12 protein-coding genes are annotated in these 20,356 nt (G+C 50.8%); 6 read left to right on the top strand and 6 right to left on the bottom strand.

Going from position 1 to position 20,356, the window contains the following annotated elements:
- The first annotated feature begins 145 nt into the window (after positions 1–145).
- The gene (locus NW212_RS08390; protein ID WP_258338201.1) at positions 146–2,776 is read left to right on the top strand and encodes an AAA family ATPase; all 2,631 of its coding nucleotides are present in this window, start codon (positions 146–148) and stop codon (positions 2,774–2,776) included.
- Positions 2,777–2,851: 75 nt separating this feature from the next.
- On the opposite strand, the gene nqrF is transcribed toward NW212_RS08390, so the two are convergent.
- Genes nqrF through NW212_RS08360 form a run of 6 tightly spaced genes read right to left on the bottom strand, consistent with a single transcriptional unit; the run spans position 2,852 to position 8,685 of the window.
- Positions 2,852–4,120: an NADH:ubiquinone reductase (Na(+)-transporting) subunit F gene (gene nqrF, locus NW212_RS08385; protein ID WP_258338200.1), complete on the bottom strand. Its 1,269-nt coding sequence runs from the start codon at positions 4,118–4,120 to the stop codon at positions 2,852–2,854.
- 18 nt (positions 4,121–4,138) lie between these two features.
- Entirely contained in the window at positions 4,139–4,762 is a 624-nt protein-coding gene (gene nqrE, locus NW212_RS08380) for an NADH:ubiquinone reductase (Na(+)-transporting) subunit E (RefSeq protein ID WP_258338199.1), read from the bottom strand.
- Between the two features lie 20 nt (positions 4,763–4,782).
- Entirely contained in the window at positions 4,783–5,421 is a 639-nt protein-coding gene (locus NW212_RS08375; RefSeq protein ID WP_258338198.1) for an NADH:ubiquinone reductase (Na(+)-transporting) subunit D, read from the bottom strand.
- Between the two features lie 14 nt (positions 5,422–5,435).
- On the bottom strand, positions 5,436–6,119 hold the full coding sequence (locus tag NW212_RS08370) for a Na(+)-translocating NADH-quinone reductase subunit C (RefSeq protein ID WP_258338197.1): 684 nt from the start codon (positions 6,117–6,119) through the stop codon (positions 5,436–5,438).
- 11 nt (positions 6,120–6,130) lie between these two features.
- Complete coding sequence (locus NW212_RS08365) at positions 6,131–7,306, bottom strand: NADH:ubiquinone reductase (Na(+)-transporting) subunit B (protein WP_258338196.1); 1,176 nt, start codon at positions 7,304–7,306, stop codon at positions 6,131–6,133.
- 26 nt (positions 7,307–7,332) lie between these two features.
- Complete coding sequence (locus NW212_RS08360) at positions 7,333–8,685, bottom strand: Na(+)-translocating NADH-quinone reductase subunit A (protein ID WP_258338195.1); 1,353 nt, start codon at positions 8,683–8,685, stop codon at positions 7,333–7,335.
- Positions 8,686–9,142: 457 nt separating this feature from the next.
- Here NW212_RS08360 and NW212_RS08355 point away from each other — a divergent pair, with 457 nt between their 5' ends.
- From NW212_RS08355 to NW212_RS08335, 5 genes are all read left to right on the top strand, one after another.
- Positions 9,143–11,884, top strand: coding sequence for a SusC/RagA family TonB-linked outer membrane protein (locus NW212_RS08355; RefSeq protein ID WP_258338194.1), 2,742 nt, complete (start codon positions 9,143–9,145; stop codon positions 11,882–11,884).
- Between the two features lie 11 nt (positions 11,885–11,895).
- On the top strand, positions 11,896–13,533 hold the full coding sequence (locus NW212_RS08350; protein ID WP_258338193.1) for a RagB/SusD family nutrient uptake outer membrane protein: 1,638 nt from the start codon (positions 11,896–11,898) through the stop codon (positions 13,531–13,533).
- A 254-nt stretch (positions 13,534–13,787) separates the two neighbouring features.
- The gene (locus NW212_RS08345; RefSeq protein ID WP_258338192.1) at positions 13,788–18,329 is read left to right on the top strand and encodes a translocation/assembly module TamB; all 4,542 of its coding nucleotides are present in this window, start codon (positions 13,788–13,790) and stop codon (positions 18,327–18,329) included.
- 18 nt (positions 18,330–18,347) lie between these two features.
- Positions 18,348–19,376 (top strand): agmatine deiminase family protein, encoded by a 1,029-nt coding sequence (locus tag NW212_RS08340; RefSeq protein ID WP_258338191.1) that lies wholly within the window; start codon positions 18,348–18,350, stop codon positions 19,374–19,376.
- Between the two features lie 15 nt (positions 19,377–19,391).
- Positions 19,392–20,279 (top strand): carbon-nitrogen hydrolase, encoded by an 888-nt coding sequence (locus NW212_RS08335; protein WP_258338190.1) that lies wholly within the window; start codon positions 19,392–19,394, stop codon positions 20,277–20,279.
- Positions 20,280–20,356: the final 77 nt, after the last annotated feature.

Below are 20,356 nucleotides of genomic sequence, written 5' to 3'. Positions count from 1 at the left end.
GAGATCCGAAACACTCCAATGTTCTTAAATGCATTTCCTCATTTTTCAAATGAAGACATGTTATCCTAATAAGGATATGCAGACTGCATGTCCTCTTTTTGTTATGCACCTTATTGAAATATCTCACCGTTAAAAACTTGAAGCCATGATTGATAATGTATACAATGAAACACCACTGACTGACGGATTTGACAAATTTATAGAAGACTCCAACAAAACAGAAACCGAACGCTGCACGTATGACAATATAGACTACATTGTCCCTGCAGGCTTTTCGCCCGCCACCTACTCCTTCCGGTCGGCTGAACTGATTCTTGACGGGAACAACCTGATGGACAAGGAAACGAACTTCAAGGCCTGCCTCCCCGACACCCGGTTTGCAATATCCTTTTTTCTGTTTGTCACGCAGGTAGAAAATGAAGGATGCTGCGACGATGAAGCAGTGCAGGCATGGCTGTATAAGAAAGGAAAGCGGAAAGCACTTGCTGTCCGAAAGGAAATCCCGAACGAAGACGGCATTTATTTCGATTTCTCCGAACTGGGCGACAGCCTGAGTCCGGGCGAATACTTTCTGCTTCTCAACAACCTGGAAGCGTCGGAAAGCGACTGCAACTTTGAAGCCATGGGGACAAACCTCAGGTTCTCGTTCTCCATCCTGCCCGACGGACGCCATCTGGCACATCCCGACATACGGAACATCCGACTGCATCGTGACCGGACACCGCTTGCCGGCACTTCCGGACGGATAAGTCTTTCATTCAGTCTTTCAAGAGCCATGCGGAAATACGATGAATTCACAGCCTGCTGTTATGACGAATCATTTTTCCTCATGGACAGGATTTTCATCTCACAAAGCCCTGAAATGCCGCAGAGCAGAAAAGTCTGCACCAGCCTCAATTCACCGTTTATCTGGATGCCGGGCCAATACACTTGCCTGCTCAGCCACAACGGAGAACCTTTCCATAAAATATCTTTCAGCCTGGAAAATGAAAGGATATCCGTAAAGATGAGTGAAAGCATCAAGAAACACTCATCCGAGTACATACTCTTGAGATACATGGAATCCGACCGAAGAAACTCGTTCTATTGGAGCGAGCTGAGGCGTACCCCCGGATTCGGAAGCATAAAGCGAAAGGCGATGGAATACTTTCAGGACAACGCACTGAACTTAATGCGGAAAGACTGCGATCTGGGTCCGATAAGACGGAACATGAATTTCCTGTTCATCGGAAAAGAAACTGAAGGAACAAAGAACGCAATAAAAGATTTCGCCTTCATTCTCTGCGAAACCAGAAATTTCAACTATGTGGATGCAGAAGAACTGACCGAACAGAAAAACCTGGCTGACCCCTATGCCGCGGTCAACGGACTGTTCGAGGGACTGACAGAAGGCGTTGTCTGCATCTCCAATCTGTATGCCCTGCTGAATGCCAACGAAAACAGATTCTTTCAAAAACTGGAAAAGAAACTGAAGACAGAGCGGAAGCTCACGCTGTTTTTCCTTGGAACAGATGCCGAAATCAATCAAGTGTTCGAAACCAATCCGACGCTAAAAGGCCTCTTCCCCGAGAAAAACAGCGTTGGATTATGCAGCTATACGGTTTCCGATATCGCCCATGCTCTCCAGAACACGCTGAAAAAGCAGCAGTTCTCATTCTCGGAAGAAGCGGAGCTGCGCCTTACCAAACTGCTGGCAGGCATGGATGCCAAAGGAAAACTGAAGAATTGGGGGGCAGAACAGGTGGAACAGTTCTTCACCGGTTCCATTCTTCCCTGCTTCCGGCAACGCATTCTGGACATGGAATGCCAGGAGGAAACAAGCATGAAACAGAAGCTTTCAAAGATTAAGGCCGAAGACATACATGACGGTTTTACCGACGGAAAAGACACATCATTCGAACAGGAAATGAGCGGACTGAATGCGATGACCGGACTTCACGAGGTGAAACAGCTCCTCAACGCAACATTCAACCAACTGCAGTTTGATGATCTCCGAAGCAGAATGGGACTGGCCGTCCGGAAAAAAGGCATCCACCACATGATATTCACGGGCAACCCGGGAACAGGAAAAACGACAGTGGCCAGAATGATCGGAAAAATCTTCCATGCGATGGGACTCCTTTCGAAAGGCGACGTAATCGTGACGGAAAGAAGCCGGATGGTAGGACAGTTTCTCGGCGAAACAGAACGCAACATGCAGGAGATTTTAAGGAAAGCGCAAGGCAATGTTCTCTTCATCGATGAAGCCTACACACTGACAGCAGACAAAGACAATCGAAAGGATTTCGGATACCGGGCTGTCGAATGCCTGCTCACAGTCCTGTCCAGAAACAGCCCGGACATGATAGTCGTTCTGGCCGGATATGAAAAGGAAATGAACCAAATGCTGGCAACCAACCCCGGACTCCGCGGACGGTTCCCTCACACGCTCCGGTTCGAGGACTATTCGGCAGACGAGCTGATGGAAATAGCCCTGCAACTCTTCCGGAAAGAAGAATATATCCTGACCGGCGAAGCGGGCAGGCAACTGTACGAAACCATCAGCGAAGCGGTTGCCGACAAGACAGAAAGCTTCAGCAATGCCCGCTGGATAGAGCAATATGTGTATAGCGGCATTCTTCCGGCTATGGCCGCACGGGTGCTGAACCGGGGCGGAGCAATTGACAAAGAGTCTTGCCGGACGGTTGAAAAAGAAGATGTTGAAACGGCATTTCTCAAATTCAAGCCTCGCCAGATAGAAACGGCCGTGATACCTCGCATCGGCTTTCGGGCATAAATCAGCAAAAAGGTGTGCCAAAACGGGAATCCCCGCATGGCACACCTCTCTCCATTTTATATGATGCTCCGAGATTTATCCTCCAAAGTTATCATACATGATTGAACTTGGATCAACTCCCAGACTGTCAAGCATCTTAACTACTGCATTCGACATCGGTCCGGGACCGCACATGTAGTATTCAATATCCTCAGGCGCCTCATGATTCTTCAAGTAAGTATCATACATTACCTGATGAACGAATCCCGCCGTATATTTTACACCAGCCGCATCGGCAGCAGGATCCGGACGGTCAAGCGCAAGATGAAAATGGAAATTCGGAAAATCCTTTTCCAGCTGCAGGAAATCCTGAAGATAGAACACCTCGTTCAGCGCACGTGCTCCATAGAAATAATGCATCACACGATCCTTCGTGCCCAATGTACGCGTCATGTGCATGATCTGCGCACGCAACGGAGCCATACCTGCACCACCGCCTACCCATATCATTTCTTTCTTTGAATCGAATATCGGATGGAAATCTCCGTAAGGACCGCTCATCAGCACCTTGTCACCCGGCTTCAGGGTAAAGATATAAGACGAAGCGATACCCGGATTGACATCCATAAATCCGCTGCGGTCCGGTTTGAACGGCGGAGTGGCGATACGCACTGTCAGCATAAACACATCTCCCTCTGCCGGATAGTTCGCCATAGAATAGGCACGCACCGTCGGCTCCGTATTCACACACTTCAATGAGAACATGTTGAACTTCTTCCATGCAGGCAAGTATTCGTCACCGATCAGCGCCTTGTCTATATCCTTGTCATAATCCATCGTAAACGCGGGAATCTTGATCTGCGCATACGATCCGGGGATGAAGTCCATGTGCGCTCCCGCAGGCAACTGCACCTTGAACTCCTTGATGAAAGTGGCCACATTCTTGTTGGAGATTACCGTACATTCATACTCCTTGACACCCAGGACAGACTCGGGAACCTTGATAGCCATGTCGCCCTTCACTTTCACCTGGCAGCCCAAACGCCAGTGGTCCTTCTGCTGCTTGCGGCTGAAATGTCCCACTTCAGAAGGAAGGATCTCGCCTCCTCCATCAAGCACCTGGCACTTGCACTGTCCGCACGAGCCTTTGCCCCCGCACGCCGACGAAAGAAACACATCGTTTACCGCCAGCGTATTGAGCAGCGTAGATCCCGATTCAACTTCCATCACTTTGTCACCGTTGATGGTCAGCTTCACCTTTCCGGAAGTCACCAGAAACTTCTTTGCCACCAACAGAATCACAACCAGCACCAGAATGGTCACCAGAAACACTCCGATGCTTGCCAATATAAAATGCATATCCATAGTCTTGCTTCCTTTCCGTTAAATGTCCAAACCTGAGAAACACATAAAGGCCATCGCCATCAGTCCGACGGTTATGAACGTGATGCCCAAACCTCTCAACGGAGCGGGCACATTCGAATAGGCCATTTTCTCGCGAACGGCAGCCAGCCCCACGATAGAAAGCATCCATCCCAGCCCCGAACCTAAGGCATATGAAATGGAATCCCACACATCACCTATATATTTCGGATCGGAAGGAGTAAGATTGATGCGCTGCTGCATAAAGAGCGACGCTCCCATAATGGCACAGTTCACGGCAATCAGCGGCAGAAAAATACCCAGCGACGCATAAAGCGAAGGGCTGAAGCGTTCGACCGCCATCTCCACAAGCTGCGTAATAGCTGCTATGACCGCAATGAAAAGAATAAAGCTCAAGAAGCTGAGGTCGATTCCCAGAATGCCGTCGGCCGCCAGCACTTTAGTCTGCAACAGATAATTTACCGGAAGGGTCACCACCAGCACGAAAGTTACGGCAATGCCCAAACCGACAGCGGTCTTCACATTCTTCGATACAGCCAGATACGAACACATGCCGAGGAAGAAAGCGAAGATCATGTTGTCCACAAATATCGAACGGACCAATAAACTAAAAAAATGTTCCATAATTTCTTTTCGGTTAGACGTTAATCATTTTCTTGCAGTTCTTTATGCTTTGCACGCTGGTACCAGATGATACATGCCACGATGATCAAAGCCATCGGCGGCATCAGCATGAGTCCGTTGTTCACGTAACCTGCCTCTTTCACTGCATCGTAATTCAGTATATTATATCCCAACAGGGTTCCCGATCCCAGAAGTTCTCGTATGAAAGCCACCATCACCAGAATCTTGGCGTAGCCCAAACCGTTTCCAAGGCCGTCAAGACAGGACTCCCACGGACCGTTCGCCATGGCAAACGCTTCCAGCCGTCCCATCAGGATACAGTTGGTAATGATCAGACCTACATAAACCGAAAGCTGTACGCTCACATCGTATGCAAACGCCTTCAGCAGCTCGCTCACAATGGTTACAAGCGCAGCCACTACCACCAGCTGCACGATGATGCGGATGCGGTTCGGTATAGTCTTCCGGATCAATGAAATCACCACATTGGAAAACGCCGTAATGATGGTAACCGAAAGTCCCATCACAATGGCCGGCTCCAGCTTGGAAGTAACAGCCAGTGCCGAACAGATGCCCAGCACCTGCACCGTCACCGGATTGTTCATGCTAATCGGAGCAGAAAAGACCTCTTTGTTCTTTGCTGAAAATAGATTTCCCATCGTTTATCTCCTCCTCATTCGTTTTTTAAAGTTAAGAATTTAGTGTAATGCGCCAAACAACTTTTCAGCATGGCATCCACACCGACAGAAGTGATCGTTCCTCCGGAAATGCCGTCCACCTGATACTCGGGACTTTCCACTTTTCCGAACTTCACCACGCCCAGTCCGATGTTTTCGCCGTCCATTACCTGCTTGTCCTTGAATTCGCCCTGAAAATGTTCGCCGGCAATTTCAGCTCCCAGTCCCGGAGTTTCGGAAGCGTGAGAGAAATAAGTGCCGTAAACCGTATTCTTGTCCTCATTCAAGGCTATATATCCCCAGATAGCTCCCCACAAGCCTGAGCCATAAACGGGAATCACATATTTTTTCTGGCCGTCCACCTCACATACAAAGATATGGGCACGTCCGTTCTCCTTGAACTCTTTTTCGTAACCGGTAACAAACTTGCCTTCGTAAGGGGTCAGCGTTCCGTCGCCGGCAACGATCTGATCTTCCTTCACAATCCTGGCAAATTCCGATTCCACATCCTTCACCCCCCGAATATTGAGTGCCGAAAGAATCTGGTTCTTCGTGTCAAGCTCCACATTCTTGCCCTGCAGATCGCGCAGTGAAGAATTGACAAAAGCCAGCAGGAATGCAACGATAACCACAAGTACCGAAGCATAAACAATCGTATAAGAATTACTGTTTGTATTCATCGTATCCCGTTTTAGTTGTTAGACACAGCACGTTTCGCACGGCGTGAGATATTGTTCTCCACCACCACATAGTCGATGAGCGGAGCAAAGATATTCATCAGCAGAATCGCCATCATCATCCCTTCGGGATAACCCGGATTGAGCACGCGGATAATAATTGCCATGGCTCCAATCAGGAAACCATACACAAACTTGCCGTTCTCGGTACGCGAAGAAGTAACCGGGTCGGTCGCCATGAATACGGCTCCGAAACAGAACCCTCCCAAACACAAGTGCTCATACCAGGGCATATGCGCTATGGCCGTATCCGGTCCCCACGCATTGAACACCGCTCCCGTCAGCGCGCCGCCAACAAACACCGACAGCATGGTTTTCCAGCTTGCCACACCGCTCCACAGCAAAATCACCGCTCCGATGGCTATGGCGATGACACTGGTTTCGCCGATCGATCCCGGAATCAGTCCGGTCACCATATCCCATGAAAAAGCCGGACAGTCGGCAGCCGTAGCGGCAGTCTTGGCAATTCCCAGCGGAGTGGCGGTTGTCAGCCCGTCGACTGTTGCGCCTATCCCGAAAATGCTTTCGCCGGCCACCCACACCCTGTCGCCCGACATGCTTGCCGGATAAGCGAAGAACAGGAAAGCGCGCGTCACCAGAGCCGGATTGAAAATGTTCATTCCCGTACCGCCGAACACCTCTTTCGCAAAGACCACAGAGAAAGCGACGGCAATGGCCAGCATCCACAACGGACAGTCTACCGGAACAATCATCGGAATCAGCATTCCCGAAACCAGGAATCCTTCCTGAATCTCCTCCTTCTTCCATTGGGCCACAACAAACTCTATTCCCAGTCCCACCACATAAGACACGATGATCTTGGGCAGTACGGCCAGGAAGCCATAGAAAAACATTTCCCAAAAGCTGCCTTCTATGCCGGCAGCGTGGAAATGCTGATAGCCAACATTGTACATTCCGAACAGCAGCGCCGGCATGAGCGCAATCACTACAAACGACATGATCCGCTTGCTGTCGATGGCATCATGGATGTGAGTTCCCGTCTTCGAAGTCGTATTCGGAACAAACAGAAAGGTTTCGAATCCATCGAACACGGAACGGAAAGCATGATATTTGCCTCCCTCCTCAAAGTTCGGCTTTATCTTGTCAAGATAATTTCTTAATGCATTCATTCTATTATAACGGTTTTAATTTGAAATTAGCACATTTCCTTGCGGAGCATGTCAAGGCCTTCACGAACGATACGCTGCAGTTCCATCTTCGACGAACAGACAAATTCGCACAGGGCAAAATCCTCCGGAGCCACTTCATAGATGCCAAGAGCCTCCATCCGGTCAATGTCGCCGGCTATAATGGCCTTGATCAGATATTCGGGCAGGATGTCCATCGGGAACACCCGGTCATATTCGTTTGACATAATCATGTGGCGTTCTCCGCCTTTTACACGCGCATCGAGCACATATTCCTTTTTTCTGCCCGAAAGCCAGCTGAAATAAGAATGGCTCACGCTGAAATCTCCGGTACGGGGCATAATCCATCCCAGCATTTCATGCACGCCACTGCCTTCCGGAATCACGGTCAGCTGGCTGTGGAATGCGCCCAGAAAACCATTGGCGGAAATCTGTTTTCCCGTCAGCACGTTTCCGCTGATATAGCGCAGCTCGCTGTCCGGAGTCACGTTACCGGCAAACACATTTGTCAGCAGAGCACCTACCTTCAGCTTGCAGTAGGCAGGCCTCAGCACCTCCGAACCGGTCAGCGCAACCGTGCGCGTCAGATCGACGCGCCCCGTATTGAACAGGCGCCCGATAAATATCACAGCCTGCGGATCGACCGTCCAAACGGTTTCTCCCTTGTTTACGGGAGCGATGTGATTGATCTGCACGCCAACATTTCCGGCCGGATGAGGACCGTCAAAAACCGTAACGGCCACATCTTTTGCCCCGGTCAGCGCAGAAGAAGTCTGATGCACGCTGACACCTAAATACGTTTTCGCTATCTTGGCCAAAGCACTGAGCCCTGTCTGAAAATCAGCCTCCTGCCCTTTCAGCACAAACTCAAAATCGGGAGCCAGCGGACTGCTGTCGAAAGCCGAAACGAAAATAGCTCTCGGAGCCACTGACGGGTCAGCTATCACGTCATACGGACGCTGGCGCACAAACGCAAACATACCCGATTCAAGCAAAGCCTCCTTCACAGCCTGCGCGTCCATCGACGCAACTTCTTTCCTGCCGAACTCTTCAAAATCCTGTTCCGCAGCAGCCTCCACGGTAATGCTCATCACTTTCCGTCGCGCCCCGCGCTCTACACTTGTCACAACTCCACTGACGGGCGACACGAACTTAACTTCTGGATGATTCTTGTCGATAAACAAGGGTCCTCCGGCCATTACATACTCCTGCTCCTTGACAACGACTTTCGGAGAAACGCCCGTAAAATCATCGGGACACAGTGCATAGAATCCCGGTTCCTTCACTGGCTTTACCTCTGCCGCAGCCTTTCCTTTCAGGTTTATGTCCAGGCCTTTACGCAATTTGATACAATTTGCCATATTGGATTACAAAAAATGGTTTCAATATTTTGCCTGCAAAAATAACGAAAAAAAAGAACGAAAGACATCTTTCGCCTCCTAATTACTGAAATATTTCTTTAAATCTCCCCGCAACGGTGTCATTCCACCCGGCACGGTCCGCATTCTGCAACACCGGGTGAGCAATCGGCGCATCGGCGAGAAGGCCGCAGAAAAACGAATGCAGCCCGCAAGAATCTTTATCTCCAGCCTAGAGATGCAAATCTCCAGCCTAAAGATATATATCTTCAGACTAAACATACAGATATCCAGACTGAAGACAAACATTCCAAAGGCTTCGGCCGGCTTGCGGATACATAAAAATCTCCCAATCCGCCTGCCGCAAACAGGACAATGCAGCCTCATCTGCCCCGCCAATGATTAGGATTTGTCAAAAATATTGTTTATTTTCGCAAAAACCGCGCACCTTAGAAATGATATGAAAAAAGAAAAACACCTTCTGACAGCTTGCATCGTCTTTTCTTCATTGTGCCCGCAAACGCTGGCGGCACAGGAAAAAGAACAGCATACAGAATCTGTACGCGATTCTGTATTGAACATCGGGTATGCCCAAGGCAGCCTGATCAACCTTTCGGGTTCGGTAGAACGCATCACCGAACAGCAGATGAACAAAGAACAGATCACCAATCCCCTGGAAGCCATCCAAGGACGCGTGGCAGGGCTGACCATTCTGAAAAGCAGCAACGGCATGGCGGCCCTGGAGTCCGTGCGGATGCGGGGAACCACTTCGCTGACAAGCGGAAACGATCCGCTCATCATCGTTGACGGCGTGTTGGGCGATCTGACCATGCTGACATCCATCTACCCTGCCGACATCGAAAGCTTCACCATCCTGAAAGACGCTTCCGAAACGGCACAGTACGGATCACGAGGAGCTTCGGGCGTCATCAACATCGTCACCAAGAAAGGAACGGCCGGAAAAACGCGCGTAAATTACAGCGGCAGTTTCGGAATAGCCCACGTTTACCGTCACCTGGACATGCTTTCGGGCGCAGCATACCGGAAGGTGGCTGCCGAGAACGGCCTGCACTTCCTTGACAAAGGCTATGACACGGATTTCCAGAAAGAAATCGAACAGACAGGCCTGCAGCAGAACCACAACATAGCTTTCTACGGAGGAGGAGAGGCTTCAAACTACCGCGTTTCGCTGGGCTTCCAGAACCGCGAAGGGGTCATACAGAACGAAAGCATGAAGCTGTTCACCTCAAACATGAACATGAGCCAGAAGCTGCTGGACGGACTCATCGACTGCGAACTGGGACTGTTCGGCTCCGTAAAGCGCGACCGGACGCTTTTCGACTACCAGAAGACATTCTATTCGGCAGCAACGTTCAACCCCACCTTTCCCAACCATAAGAATCCCGAAACCGGAGGATGGGACCAGATAACCGCAGCCAGCCAGATCACCAACCCGCTGGCATGGATGGAAGTGAACAACCAGAATGCCACGTCTTACTTCAGCGCCCACGCCCGGCTCACGCTCCATCTGATGAAGGATCTGAAACTGATACTGTTCGGCTCGTACACATACAGCGACAGCGAAGACTCGCAATACCTCCCTACCAGCGTATGGGCACACGGACAGGCTTACCGGGGCGACCGCAAATCGGAATCGCTTTTGGGAAACCTCATGCTGACCTACCGCAAGCGCAAGGGATCGCACTTCTTCGATGTGTTGGCTTTGGGCGAACTGGAGAAAGACACATATAAAGGGTTTTACACCACTGCAACCAACTTTTCTTCCGACGAAAACGGGTTCAACAACCTGCAGGGCGGAGCGCTCCGCCCGTGGGAAGGCACCGGATCATATTACGAAGACCCGCACCTGGTTTCGTTTCTGGGACGCGTCAACTACACGTTCGGCAACCGCTATGTCCTGACCTTAAACGCACGCACAGACGCTTCGTCCAAATTCGGGACAAACCACAAATGGGGATTCTTTCCTTCTGCGTCCGTTGCGTGGAACATCTCGGAAGAAGCCTTCATGAAACGTTTCCGCTATATAGACAACCTGAAAATCCGCATGGGATACGGACTTGCAGGCAACCAGGCCGGCATCGACTCATATACCACCATGGCTCTGGTACGCCCCAACGGGATAACGCCCGTCGGCAACACGCCTCTCGTCACATACGAAAGCCTCCGGAACGTCAATCCCGACCTGAAATGGGAAGTGAAGCGCACATTCAATGCCGGATTCGACCTGGGGCTGTACGGCAACCGGCTTCTGCTTTCGGTCAACTACTACAACTCGAAGACCACGGACATGCTTTATTCATACAATGTCAGCGTGCCGCCCTTTGCCTACAACACCCTGCTGGCAAACCTGGGCTCCATGCGAAACAGCGGAACGGAAATATCCATAGGCATCACTCCGCTGAAGACAAAAGACATGGAGCTGAACATCAATGCCAACATCACCTTCCAGCAGAACAAGCTTCTCTCGCTGAGCGGAATGTACAACGGAGAATATGTGTCGGCTTCCGAATATACGGCCATAGCCGGACTGAACGGAGCAGGCACGCACGGAGGATACAACAACATCGTATACCAAATCGTGGGACAGCCTCTGGGAGTCTTTTACCTGCCTCACTGCGAAGGGCTCGTTTCGGACGGACAAGGGGGATACACCTATCAGATAGCCGACCTGAACGGAGGAGGGGTAAACCTGGAAGACGGAGAAGACCGCTATATAGCCGGACAAGCCATCCCGAAAACGCTGCTGGGCTCAAACATCAGCTTCCGCTACAAGAACGTGGACATCTCTTTGCAGATAAACGGAGCTTTCGGACATAAGATATACAACGGAACATCCCTCTCGTACATGAACATGAACAGCCTGCCCGACTACAACGTGCTGGAAGATGCACCCGGGCAGATGATAAAGGACCAGACGGCCACCGACTACTGGCTGGAGAACGGCAATTACGTCAATTTCGATTACCTTACCGTCGGATGGACTGTCCCCTTAAAGCATACCCGCTTTCTGAAAGGGCTGCGTCTGGCAGGCACCATCAACAATCTGGGAACCATCAGCAGTTATTCGGGACTTACCCCACTGATAAATTCCAGTCTGGCAAACAACACGCTGGGAGTGGACGACAAGCGCACCTATCCGCTTTCGCGCACGTATACCGTCAGCCTTAACCTCAACTTTTAATCCGGAACGTTATGAAAACACAATATGCCTTTATCTTTTTGCTGCTCTTTCTCCTGCCTGGAGCTACTTCATGCAGCAAATTCCTGGAAGAAGATCCACGCGACAGCCTTGACGAAAGCACGGCCTACGAAACGCTGCAGCAATTGTTTCAGAACGGAGTGCTGTCGCTCTACAACCACATCGGCGGATACAGCGACAGCCAAGGACTGCAAGGAACCGGGCGAGGCGTATACGACCTGAACACCTTTACCACCGACGAAGCCATCATGCCGACAAGAGGAGCCGACTGGTATGACGGAGGATTCTGGCAAGGACTCTACCTGCACCGGTGGGGAGTGAACAACGATGCGATACACGACACGTGGGAGTATCTCTACAGGGCCATCATCCTGTGCAACAAATCGCTGGAAGCAATCCAGTCGTACGCCCAGAAGCATCCGAACGAAGACACACGCATCTACACGGCAGAAGTGCAGGCACTGAGAGCCATGTTCTACTATTACACGATGGACTTGTTCGGCAACATTCCTCTGCTCCTAACCTCTGACGTGCACGTAAGCGACATCAGGCAGCAGAACCGGAGCCAGACGTTCCGCTTCATTTTCAACGAACTGCAAGAGGCTGTTCCCCTATTGAGCAAGGAGCGCAGCAACCAGCCGGGCGTCTATTACGGAAGAATGACACAGCCGACGGCACATTTCCTGCTGGCAAAGCTGGCTTTGAATGCCGAAGTGTATGCAGACGACCTGTGGACAGACGCTGACAGGCCAGACGGCAAACAGCTGTTCTTCGACGTAGAAGGCAGCCGTCTGAACGCCTGGGAAACCGCAGAGTACTACTGCCGGCAGATCGCTGCCGCCGGATACACGCTGGAACCGGACTATACACTCAACTTTGCCATCTTCAACGAATCGTCGCAGGAAAACATTTTTGTCATACCGATGGACAAGACGCTCTACACCAACCAGTTCATCTATCTGTTCCGTTCGCGGCACTACAACCATGCCAAAGCGTATGGACTAAGCGGAGAGAACGGTTCGAGCGCTACTCCCGAAGCCCTGGAAACATTCGGATATGACACTCCCGACACCGATCCGCGCTTTGATTTCTGCTATTTCGCCGGTCCTGTAAAAGACCTGGACGGGAATCCCGTCTTGCTGGACGACGGACAAACGCCTTTGGTCTACGAGCCTTGGCAGGTCGGTATCGACCTTTCAGGAAGTGCATACGAACAAACCGCCGGAGCACGGATGAAAAAATACGAGGTGGACAAGAACGCACTGAAAGACGGGAAACTGATCAACAACGACATCGTTCTGTTCCGCTATGCCGACGTGCTGCTGATGCTAAGCGAAGCAAAGGTGCGAAACGGAGAAAACGGCGATGCAGAACTGAACGAGGTGCGCGGCCGGGTAGGTGCCGCTCCACGGACGGCCACACTTGAAAATCTGCTGGCAGAAAGGCAGCTGGAACTCGCATGGGAGGGCTGGCGCCGCCAAGACATGATCCGTTTCGGCACTTTCACTCGGTCCTACAGCTTCCGCCCCCAACTGGAGAATGAAGCGAGCGGATTTACCACCGTATTCCCCATTCCCGAAAAAATACTCGAGATGAACGAAACGATGAAACAGAATCCGGGATACGAATGACCCAACGCAGCCTCATAAAGAAACGGATTGGGCGATGATTATTTCCTGCCGCCGATTGAAACTGAAGGAACGTGTCTGGCGTTCAAGCGTTCCTTCAGCGATGCGCTGCGGCTAATGAAACCGGAATACCGTTTCAGCAAACCGGAACGGAATCATACCTTCTGGAGCCAAGACGTAAAAAATTACTAATAACCCGTTCCCCTAAGAGAGTTATTCAAACGTTATTTGTAATTTTGTCAGCTAAATCAAGGAAAATGAGCCGAGCCGCACGTATAAAAGAAACCATCCGCTTCACCATTATTTTCATACTGGTGTGCTATTTCGGACTGATAGCTCTTGTCGGTACGCCGAGAGTGCAGCAGCGCCTGTCGGCCTTGGTTTCAAAAGAGCTTTCCGGTTTCTTCCAGACCAACGTACAGGTAGGCAACATTGATTTAGGATTTCTCAACCGAATCATCATACAGAATGTTCGGATTGACGGCCGGAACGGAGAGAAAATGTTCCACATCTCACGCCTGTCTGCAAAAGTCGACCTGTCTTTTCTTTTCCACCAAAAGATACGTATCAGCAGCGCCCAGCTTTTCGGACTCAATGTCAGTCTGACAAGGGACAACCCGGAAGCTCCCCTCAACTGCCAGTTCATCATTGAGGCACTGACGCCTGAAAACAAGACACAGGCCAGACGACCCATAGACCTCCGCATCAATTCTGTTCTGATACGACGCGGACAGTTCAGCTACGACATCAAATCCGTGCCCGAAACAAAGGGCGTGTTCAATGCCGGACATATAGCCATAAACAATCTTTCAGCAACGATATCCCTGAAAGCCTTTCAAAGCGACTCGCTCAACCTCCAGCTGCGCCGCATGAGCTTCAGCGAACAAAGCGGCTTCCAGCTCAAACGCTTCCGCTTCAAAGTTACGGCCAACCAACGGGAAATCTGCCTGAACGACTTGTTCATGGGACTCCCCCGCTCGGCTGTTTCCATCGACACGCTGGCTATCAGCGGACAAGACCTCAACAAACCGGCCGCGGTTTCCGACAACCTGAAATACGGTGGCCGGATACGGGCCTGTGTCACTCCGGCCGACCTGTCAGCCTTCGCTCCGGTTCTTTCTAACTTCACAGACTCTGTGAGCATGAACCTGCGCTTCCATGGAAAAGGGAAGCAGATAAACATCCCCTACTTTTCACTGAACGGGGCAAACGGAGGGCTGGAACTCAGCGCAACCGGAATGGCTGACGGAAACACAGCCCCGCTCCGTCCTTACTTTTTCGGAAACGTGAAAAAGGCTTCGCTCACCGAAACGGGAATCGAATGGCTGGTCAAGAACTTCAAAGGAAGCGGAACGCAGGTCCCGCCCATCCTGAAACGGCTGGGATATGTTTACTTCAAAGGCGACCTGTCAGGCTATCCGACCCAACTGACCGCACACGGACTGTTCCAGACAGACCCGGGCGACATAAACGCCAACATAACCATGTTTACCGACACAGTGAGCGGACTGAAGACTTATTCCGGAAAAGTGTCGGCTGATGACTTCGGACTGGGACTGTTGCTCGGGAAAGAAGACAAACTGGGCAACGCTTCGTTTAATCTTGAACTTCAGGACTTCAAATACCGCAACAAGCTTCCTGAATCTTACATTAAAGGAACCGTCACCTCGCTCGAATATAACAAATATGTCTACAAGGAAATTCTTCTTGACGGCAATCTTAAGCCGGGAGGATTTAACGGACACGTTTCGCTGAATGACCCCAACGGCAACATCGAGATCAACGGAAGCTTCGTCACCGGCCAACAGACTCCGGATTTCAACCTGAAGGCTGTAATGCGGAATTTGCGTCCGAACAAACTGCGCCTGACTGAAAAATACGAAGATACAAATGTTTCTCTCAATCTTACAGCAGACTTCAGCGGGCATTCAATCGACGACATGCAAGGAAAAATAACGCTGGACAGCCTCAACATAAACAGTCCGGAAGACAGCGAAAAAAGCTATTTCATGCCATACTTGCAGGTATTGGCAGGACCTTCGGGCAACACAGAAAAAAGCGTCCGGATCGAATCGCCTTTCCTGCATGGCGAGGTGCTGGGAAACTATTCCTACCGCACCGTCCTGACAAGCATCCGCAAAATCATATCGCAGCATATCCCCTCATTGATGTCGCAGAAAGAAAAGGATGCTGAAACTAACAACAACTTCAGGTTCCGGCTGTCTGTCGACAACAGCGATTTCTTCAACAAGGCCCTGCAGATACCTTTCGAACTGCAGATGCCCGCCACTTTTTCAGGACAGCTCAACGACAGCCTGCATAACATCAGAATAAACGGCTACCTGCCTCAGTTCACTTATCAGGGAAAATATTACGAATCGGGAACATTGCTGTGCAACGGCGACACCGACAGGCTGCAATGCCAGTTACGCGCCAGCCTGCTGATGAAAAAGGGGGCGATGTTCAACATCTCCCTGCAAACGCAAGCCCGGAATGACAAGCTGAGCACCACACTGTTCTGGGGAAACAACACCCGCCAGACATTCAGCGGAAAAATCGAGGCGGTAACCGCATTCCTCAGAAACCCCTCCACAAACGAGCTGGAAACAAATATCGACATACACCCAAGCAACGTCATTCTGAATGATACTGTCTGGAAAATGCATCCGACAAACCTCAGCATCAAAAAAGACAGCATCGAAATCCGGCATTTTCTCTTCGAGCACGGCAACCAATATATAAGCGCAAACGGAAGAATCGGCAAAAACAACGTTGATTCATGCCTTGTTGACATGAAAAATATCCGGCTGAACTATCTCATGGACATCATACAGTTCCGTTCAGTCAGCTTCAACGGAAATGTAAGCGGCAGAATCTGCCTGCGCAACCTCATGACTGACCCGGACATTCAGGCACGGCTGAATGCCGACAACTTCTCCCTCAACGAAGCGTTACTGGGACAGGCTGCCATCAAGGGATCCTGGGACAAGGAACTTGGGGGAATCAGACTGACAGCCGACATCAGGCGCGATGCAAACTGCTCGACATTCGTCGACGGATACATATCGCCCAAACAAAAGGGGCTCGACCTGCACATCCGTGCCGGAGGTACACCGCTGTCTTTTCTCCAGCCTTTTGTCAGAAAGATATTCAGCGACGTGAACGGAGAAGCGTACGGAAACGTCCGGCTGTTCGGACCGTTCGCCCAGCTCGACCTCGAAGGCAGTGCAAAAGCGCGCATGGGAATGAAAGTCAACATTCTCAACACCCGGTTCGAAGCAGAAACTGATTCTGTCCATATCTCCTCCGGAATTTTCCGCTTTAAAAATGTCAGGCTGAAAGACAGCAAAGGACATACCGGGCTTGCTAATGGCATCCTTACGCATACCAAAATGAAAGACATGCACTACCGGTTCTCCTTCAGCACCGACAACATGCTTGTCTACGATACAAAGGCAGGCTCTCCGGAGTTTCCCTTCTACGGGCATATCTACGCCACAGGCAATGTCAGCATACAAGGAGGGGACAACCAGCTAAACGTGGACGGGACGGTGCGCGCCGACGCTCAGACAAGTTTCTCATACATACTGAAGGCTGCGGCAGAAGCGACAAACAGCAGCTTCATAACATTTGTAGACCATACTCCACGCCGGCAGCAGCTTGATGTAAACGCTGAGATCTATCATTACCTGAATTCACAGGACAAGGATGAAGACAACGAGGACCAGACGGACGTCCACATCAATCTGCAAATAGAACCGACCGAGCAGGCAAGCATGAAAATCATCATGGATCCCGCAGCCGGCGACAACATATCGGCACACGGCACCGGGAACCTGAGAATCAATTTCTACAACAAAGGAAATTTCCAGATTTTCGGCACCTATAATATAACTGAGGGAATATACAAAATGAGCCTCCAAAACGTGATCCGGAAAGACTTTATACTCCAGCCGGGAGGAACAGTAACGTTCAGCGGCAATCCGCGGAGCGCCGACCTCAACATACAGGCTGTATACACGGTCAATTCGGCCTCGCTCAACGACCTGATAGCCGATGCATCATCATCGAAAGGAAACGTAAGGGTCAACTGCCTGATGAACCTGAGCGGCAACCTTACATCACCGGAACTGAAGTTTGATCTGGAGCTTCCCACGGTCAGTGAAGAAGACCGGGAACTGGTGCGCAGCCTGACCAGCACGGAAGAACAGATGAACACACAGATCATCTACCTGCTTAGCGTCGGCAAATTCTACACCTACGATATCGCAGCCGAGAATGCCACCCAGACAGACGCAACAAGCTCGCTGGCTTTCAGCACCCTGTCAGGACAGCTCAACAACATGCTCTCGCAAGTGATCAACAGCCAGAACTGGAACGTAGGAACCAACCTGACAACAGGCGAAAAAGGATGGAGCGACGTAGAGGCTGAAGCAATCCTTTCCGGACGCCTTCTCAACAACCGGCTGATAATTAACGGAAACTTCGGATACCGCGAAAACACGCTGCAGAACACCAACTTTGTAGGAGATTTCGAAGCAATCTGGCTTCTGACACCCAACGGCGAATTCCGCCTGAGAGGATATAACCAGACCAACGACCGGTATTTTACCAAGTCAACCCTGACAACTCAAGGCATCGGCCTGATGTACAAAAAGGACTTCACCAACTGGAGAGAACTGTTTGACTGGTTCCTGCGACGGAAACGGAACCGCACTACCAGACAAGCGGAAGAAGAAGAACGCAAGGCAGCACTGCAAAATCAGCCGGCTGTGCAACAGAAAAGAGAACAAGAATGAAGATAAAGCAATTCAAACATGGAAAAAACTTATTATTTACCCGCTGAATGGCATAAGCAAAGTTACATACAGCTCACTTGGCCGCATAACGAAACCGACTGGGCATATATGCTTGATGAAGTAGAAGAATGTTTTCTGAACATAGCCCGCGAAATAGCGTCCCGGCAACCGCTGCTGGTGGTAGCGCCCAACTTTCCGGAGAAACTGAAAGACTTCCCATTCAGACAGCAGATACGCTTCGTACAATGCCCTACCAACGATACATGGGCACGCGACCACGCATTCATCACGCTCATAGACAGACATGCAGACCCGCTGCTGCTTGACTTCTGCTTCAACGGATGGGGTATGAAATTTGCAGCCAACAAAGACAATCTGATCAACCGTCACCTTTCCGGAAGCGGCATACTGAACGGCGACTACACCAACTGCCGGAATTTCGTACTCGAAGGCGGATCGATAGAAAGCGACGGTGAAGGAACCCTCCTCACCACGTCCACTTGTCTGCTTGCCCCTAACCGCAATGATACCATGACACGCGCAGACATCGAACGGTATCTTATTGAGAAATTCAACCTGAGGCAGGTGCTTTGGCTTGACTACGGCTATCTGGCCGGGGATGATACAGACAGCCATATCGATACGCTGGCAAGGCTCTGCCCTGACCACACCATCGCTTACGTACAGTGTACAGACAGGAACGACGAGCACTATGGCGCACTGCTGTCAATGGAGAACCAACTCAAAACATTCCGCACGCTGGACGGCGATCCTTTTCATCTGCTCCCCCTGCCTATGCCCGACGCCATTTATGATGACGAGGGACAACGGCTTCCGGCAACCTATGCCAACTTTCTGGTCATGAACGAAGCCGTACTCTATCCCACATACAACCAGCCGGAAAATGACACGAAAGCAGCTAAAGTGCTGGCTGAAACATTCCCCGGAAGAGAGATTGTCGGCATAGACTGCCGCGCACTGATCCGCCAGCATGGCTCGCTCCATTGCGTGACAATGCAATATCCAGAATCCGTTATTTCATTATAAAAGCAAATTGAACATATGAAAAGAACCATCCGCGTTGGCATAGTCCAGCAATCATGCACCAGCGACATCAAACTGAACCTTGAAAAGCTGCATCATAACATTGCGGCTGTAGCACAGGCTGGAGCGCAACTCGTCATCCTTCAAGAACTCCATAACACTCCCTACTTCTGCCAGACAGAAGACACCGGGATGTTCGATCTTGCAGAACCTATACCCGGACCTTCCACCGGCTTCTACAGCGAAATAGCCGCAGCCTACAGAATCGTCCTGGTAACGTCACTTTTCGAACGCCGCGCACCGGGACTCTATCACAACACAGCAGTCGTATTCGACAAAGACGGAAGCATAGCCGGGAAATACCGGAAAATGCACATACCTGACGATCCGGCCTATTATGAGAAATTCTATTTCACACCGGGCGATCTGGGATTCGAGCCCATCGAAACATCCGTCGGGAAACTCGGCGTACAGGTGTGCTGGGACCAATGGTATCCGGAAGGCGCACGCCTGATGGCGCTTAAAGGAGCCGAACTGCTGATTTATCCCACAGCCATCGGTTGGGAAAGCACAGATACACAAGAAGAGAAAATGCGCCAGTTAGGGGCATGGGTCACCGTACAGCGCGGACATGCTGTCGCCAACGGACTTCCTGTGATTGCCGTAAACCGCGTAGGACATGAGCCGGACCCTTCAGGCATGACAAACGGAATCCAGTTTTGGGGAAACAGTTTCGTTGCCGGTCCGCAAGGCGAAATTATAGCCCAGGCAGACAACTTGAAAGAAGAGAATATGGTGGTTGAAATCGATATGGAACGCTGCGAAAACGTACGCCGCTGGTGGCCGTTCCTCCGCGACCGCCGCATCGATGAGTTCGGACAACTCACGAAACGGTTCATCGACTAAGGCAAACAAGCCAGAACATGAAAAAACGGACAGAACGCTAAAAGATCATACGCCAAACGACTTTTAGAGCCTGTCGT

The organism is Bacteroides sp. ET225 (assembly GCF_024733745.1).
In the GTDB taxonomy this organism is placed as follows: Bacteria; Bacteroidota; Bacteroidia; order Bacteroidales; family Bacteroidaceae; genus Phocaeicola; species Phocaeicola excrementipullorum.
Note: the sequence above shows the minus strand (reverse complement) of the source record. Positions and strands in the feature narration are given on the sequence as shown.

Coding starts and splice junctions, on each gene's coding strand:
- NW212_RS08335 (WP_258338190.1), top strand. CDS start 19,392: ATGAAAAGAACCATCCGCGTTGGCATAGTCCAGCAATCATGCACCAGC.
- NW212_RS08350 (WP_258338193.1), top strand. CDS start 11,896: ATGAAAACACAATATGCCTTTATCTTTTTGCTGCTCTTTCTCCTGCCT.
- NW212_RS08360 (WP_258338195.1), bottom strand. CDS start 8,685: ATGGCAAATTGTATCAAATTGCGTAAAGGCCTGGACATAAACCTGAAA.
- nqrE (WP_258338199.1), bottom strand. CDS start 4,762: ATGGAACATTTTTTTAGTTTATTGGTCCGTTCGATATTTGTGGACAAC.
- NW212_RS08390 (WP_258338201.1), top strand. CDS start 146: ATGATTGATAATGTATACAATGAAACACCACTGACTGACGGATTTGAC.
- NW212_RS08370 (WP_258338197.1), bottom strand. CDS start 6,119: ATGAATACAAACAGTAATTCTTATACGATTGTTTATGCTTCGGTACTT.
- NW212_RS08340 (WP_258338191.1), top strand. CDS start 18,348: ATGGAAAAAACTTATTATTTACCCGCTGAATGGCATAAGCAAAGTTAC.
- NW212_RS08345 (WP_258338192.1), top strand. CDS start 13,788: ATGAGCCGAGCCGCACGTATAAAAGAAACCATCCGCTTCACCATTATT.
- NW212_RS08355 (WP_258338194.1), top strand. CDS start 9,143: ATGAAAAAAGAAAAACACCTTCTGACAGCTTGCATCGTCTTTTCTTCA.
- NW212_RS08365 (WP_258338196.1), bottom strand. CDS start 7,306: ATGAATGCATTAAGAAATTATCTTGACAAGATAAAGCCGAACTTTGAG.
- NW212_RS08375 (WP_258338198.1), bottom strand. CDS start 5,421: ATGGGAAATCTATTTTCAGCAAAGAACAAAGAGGTCTTTTCTGCTCCG.
- nqrF (WP_258338200.1), bottom strand. CDS start 4,120: ATGGATATGCATTTTATATTGGCAAGCATCGGAGTGTTTCTGGTGACC.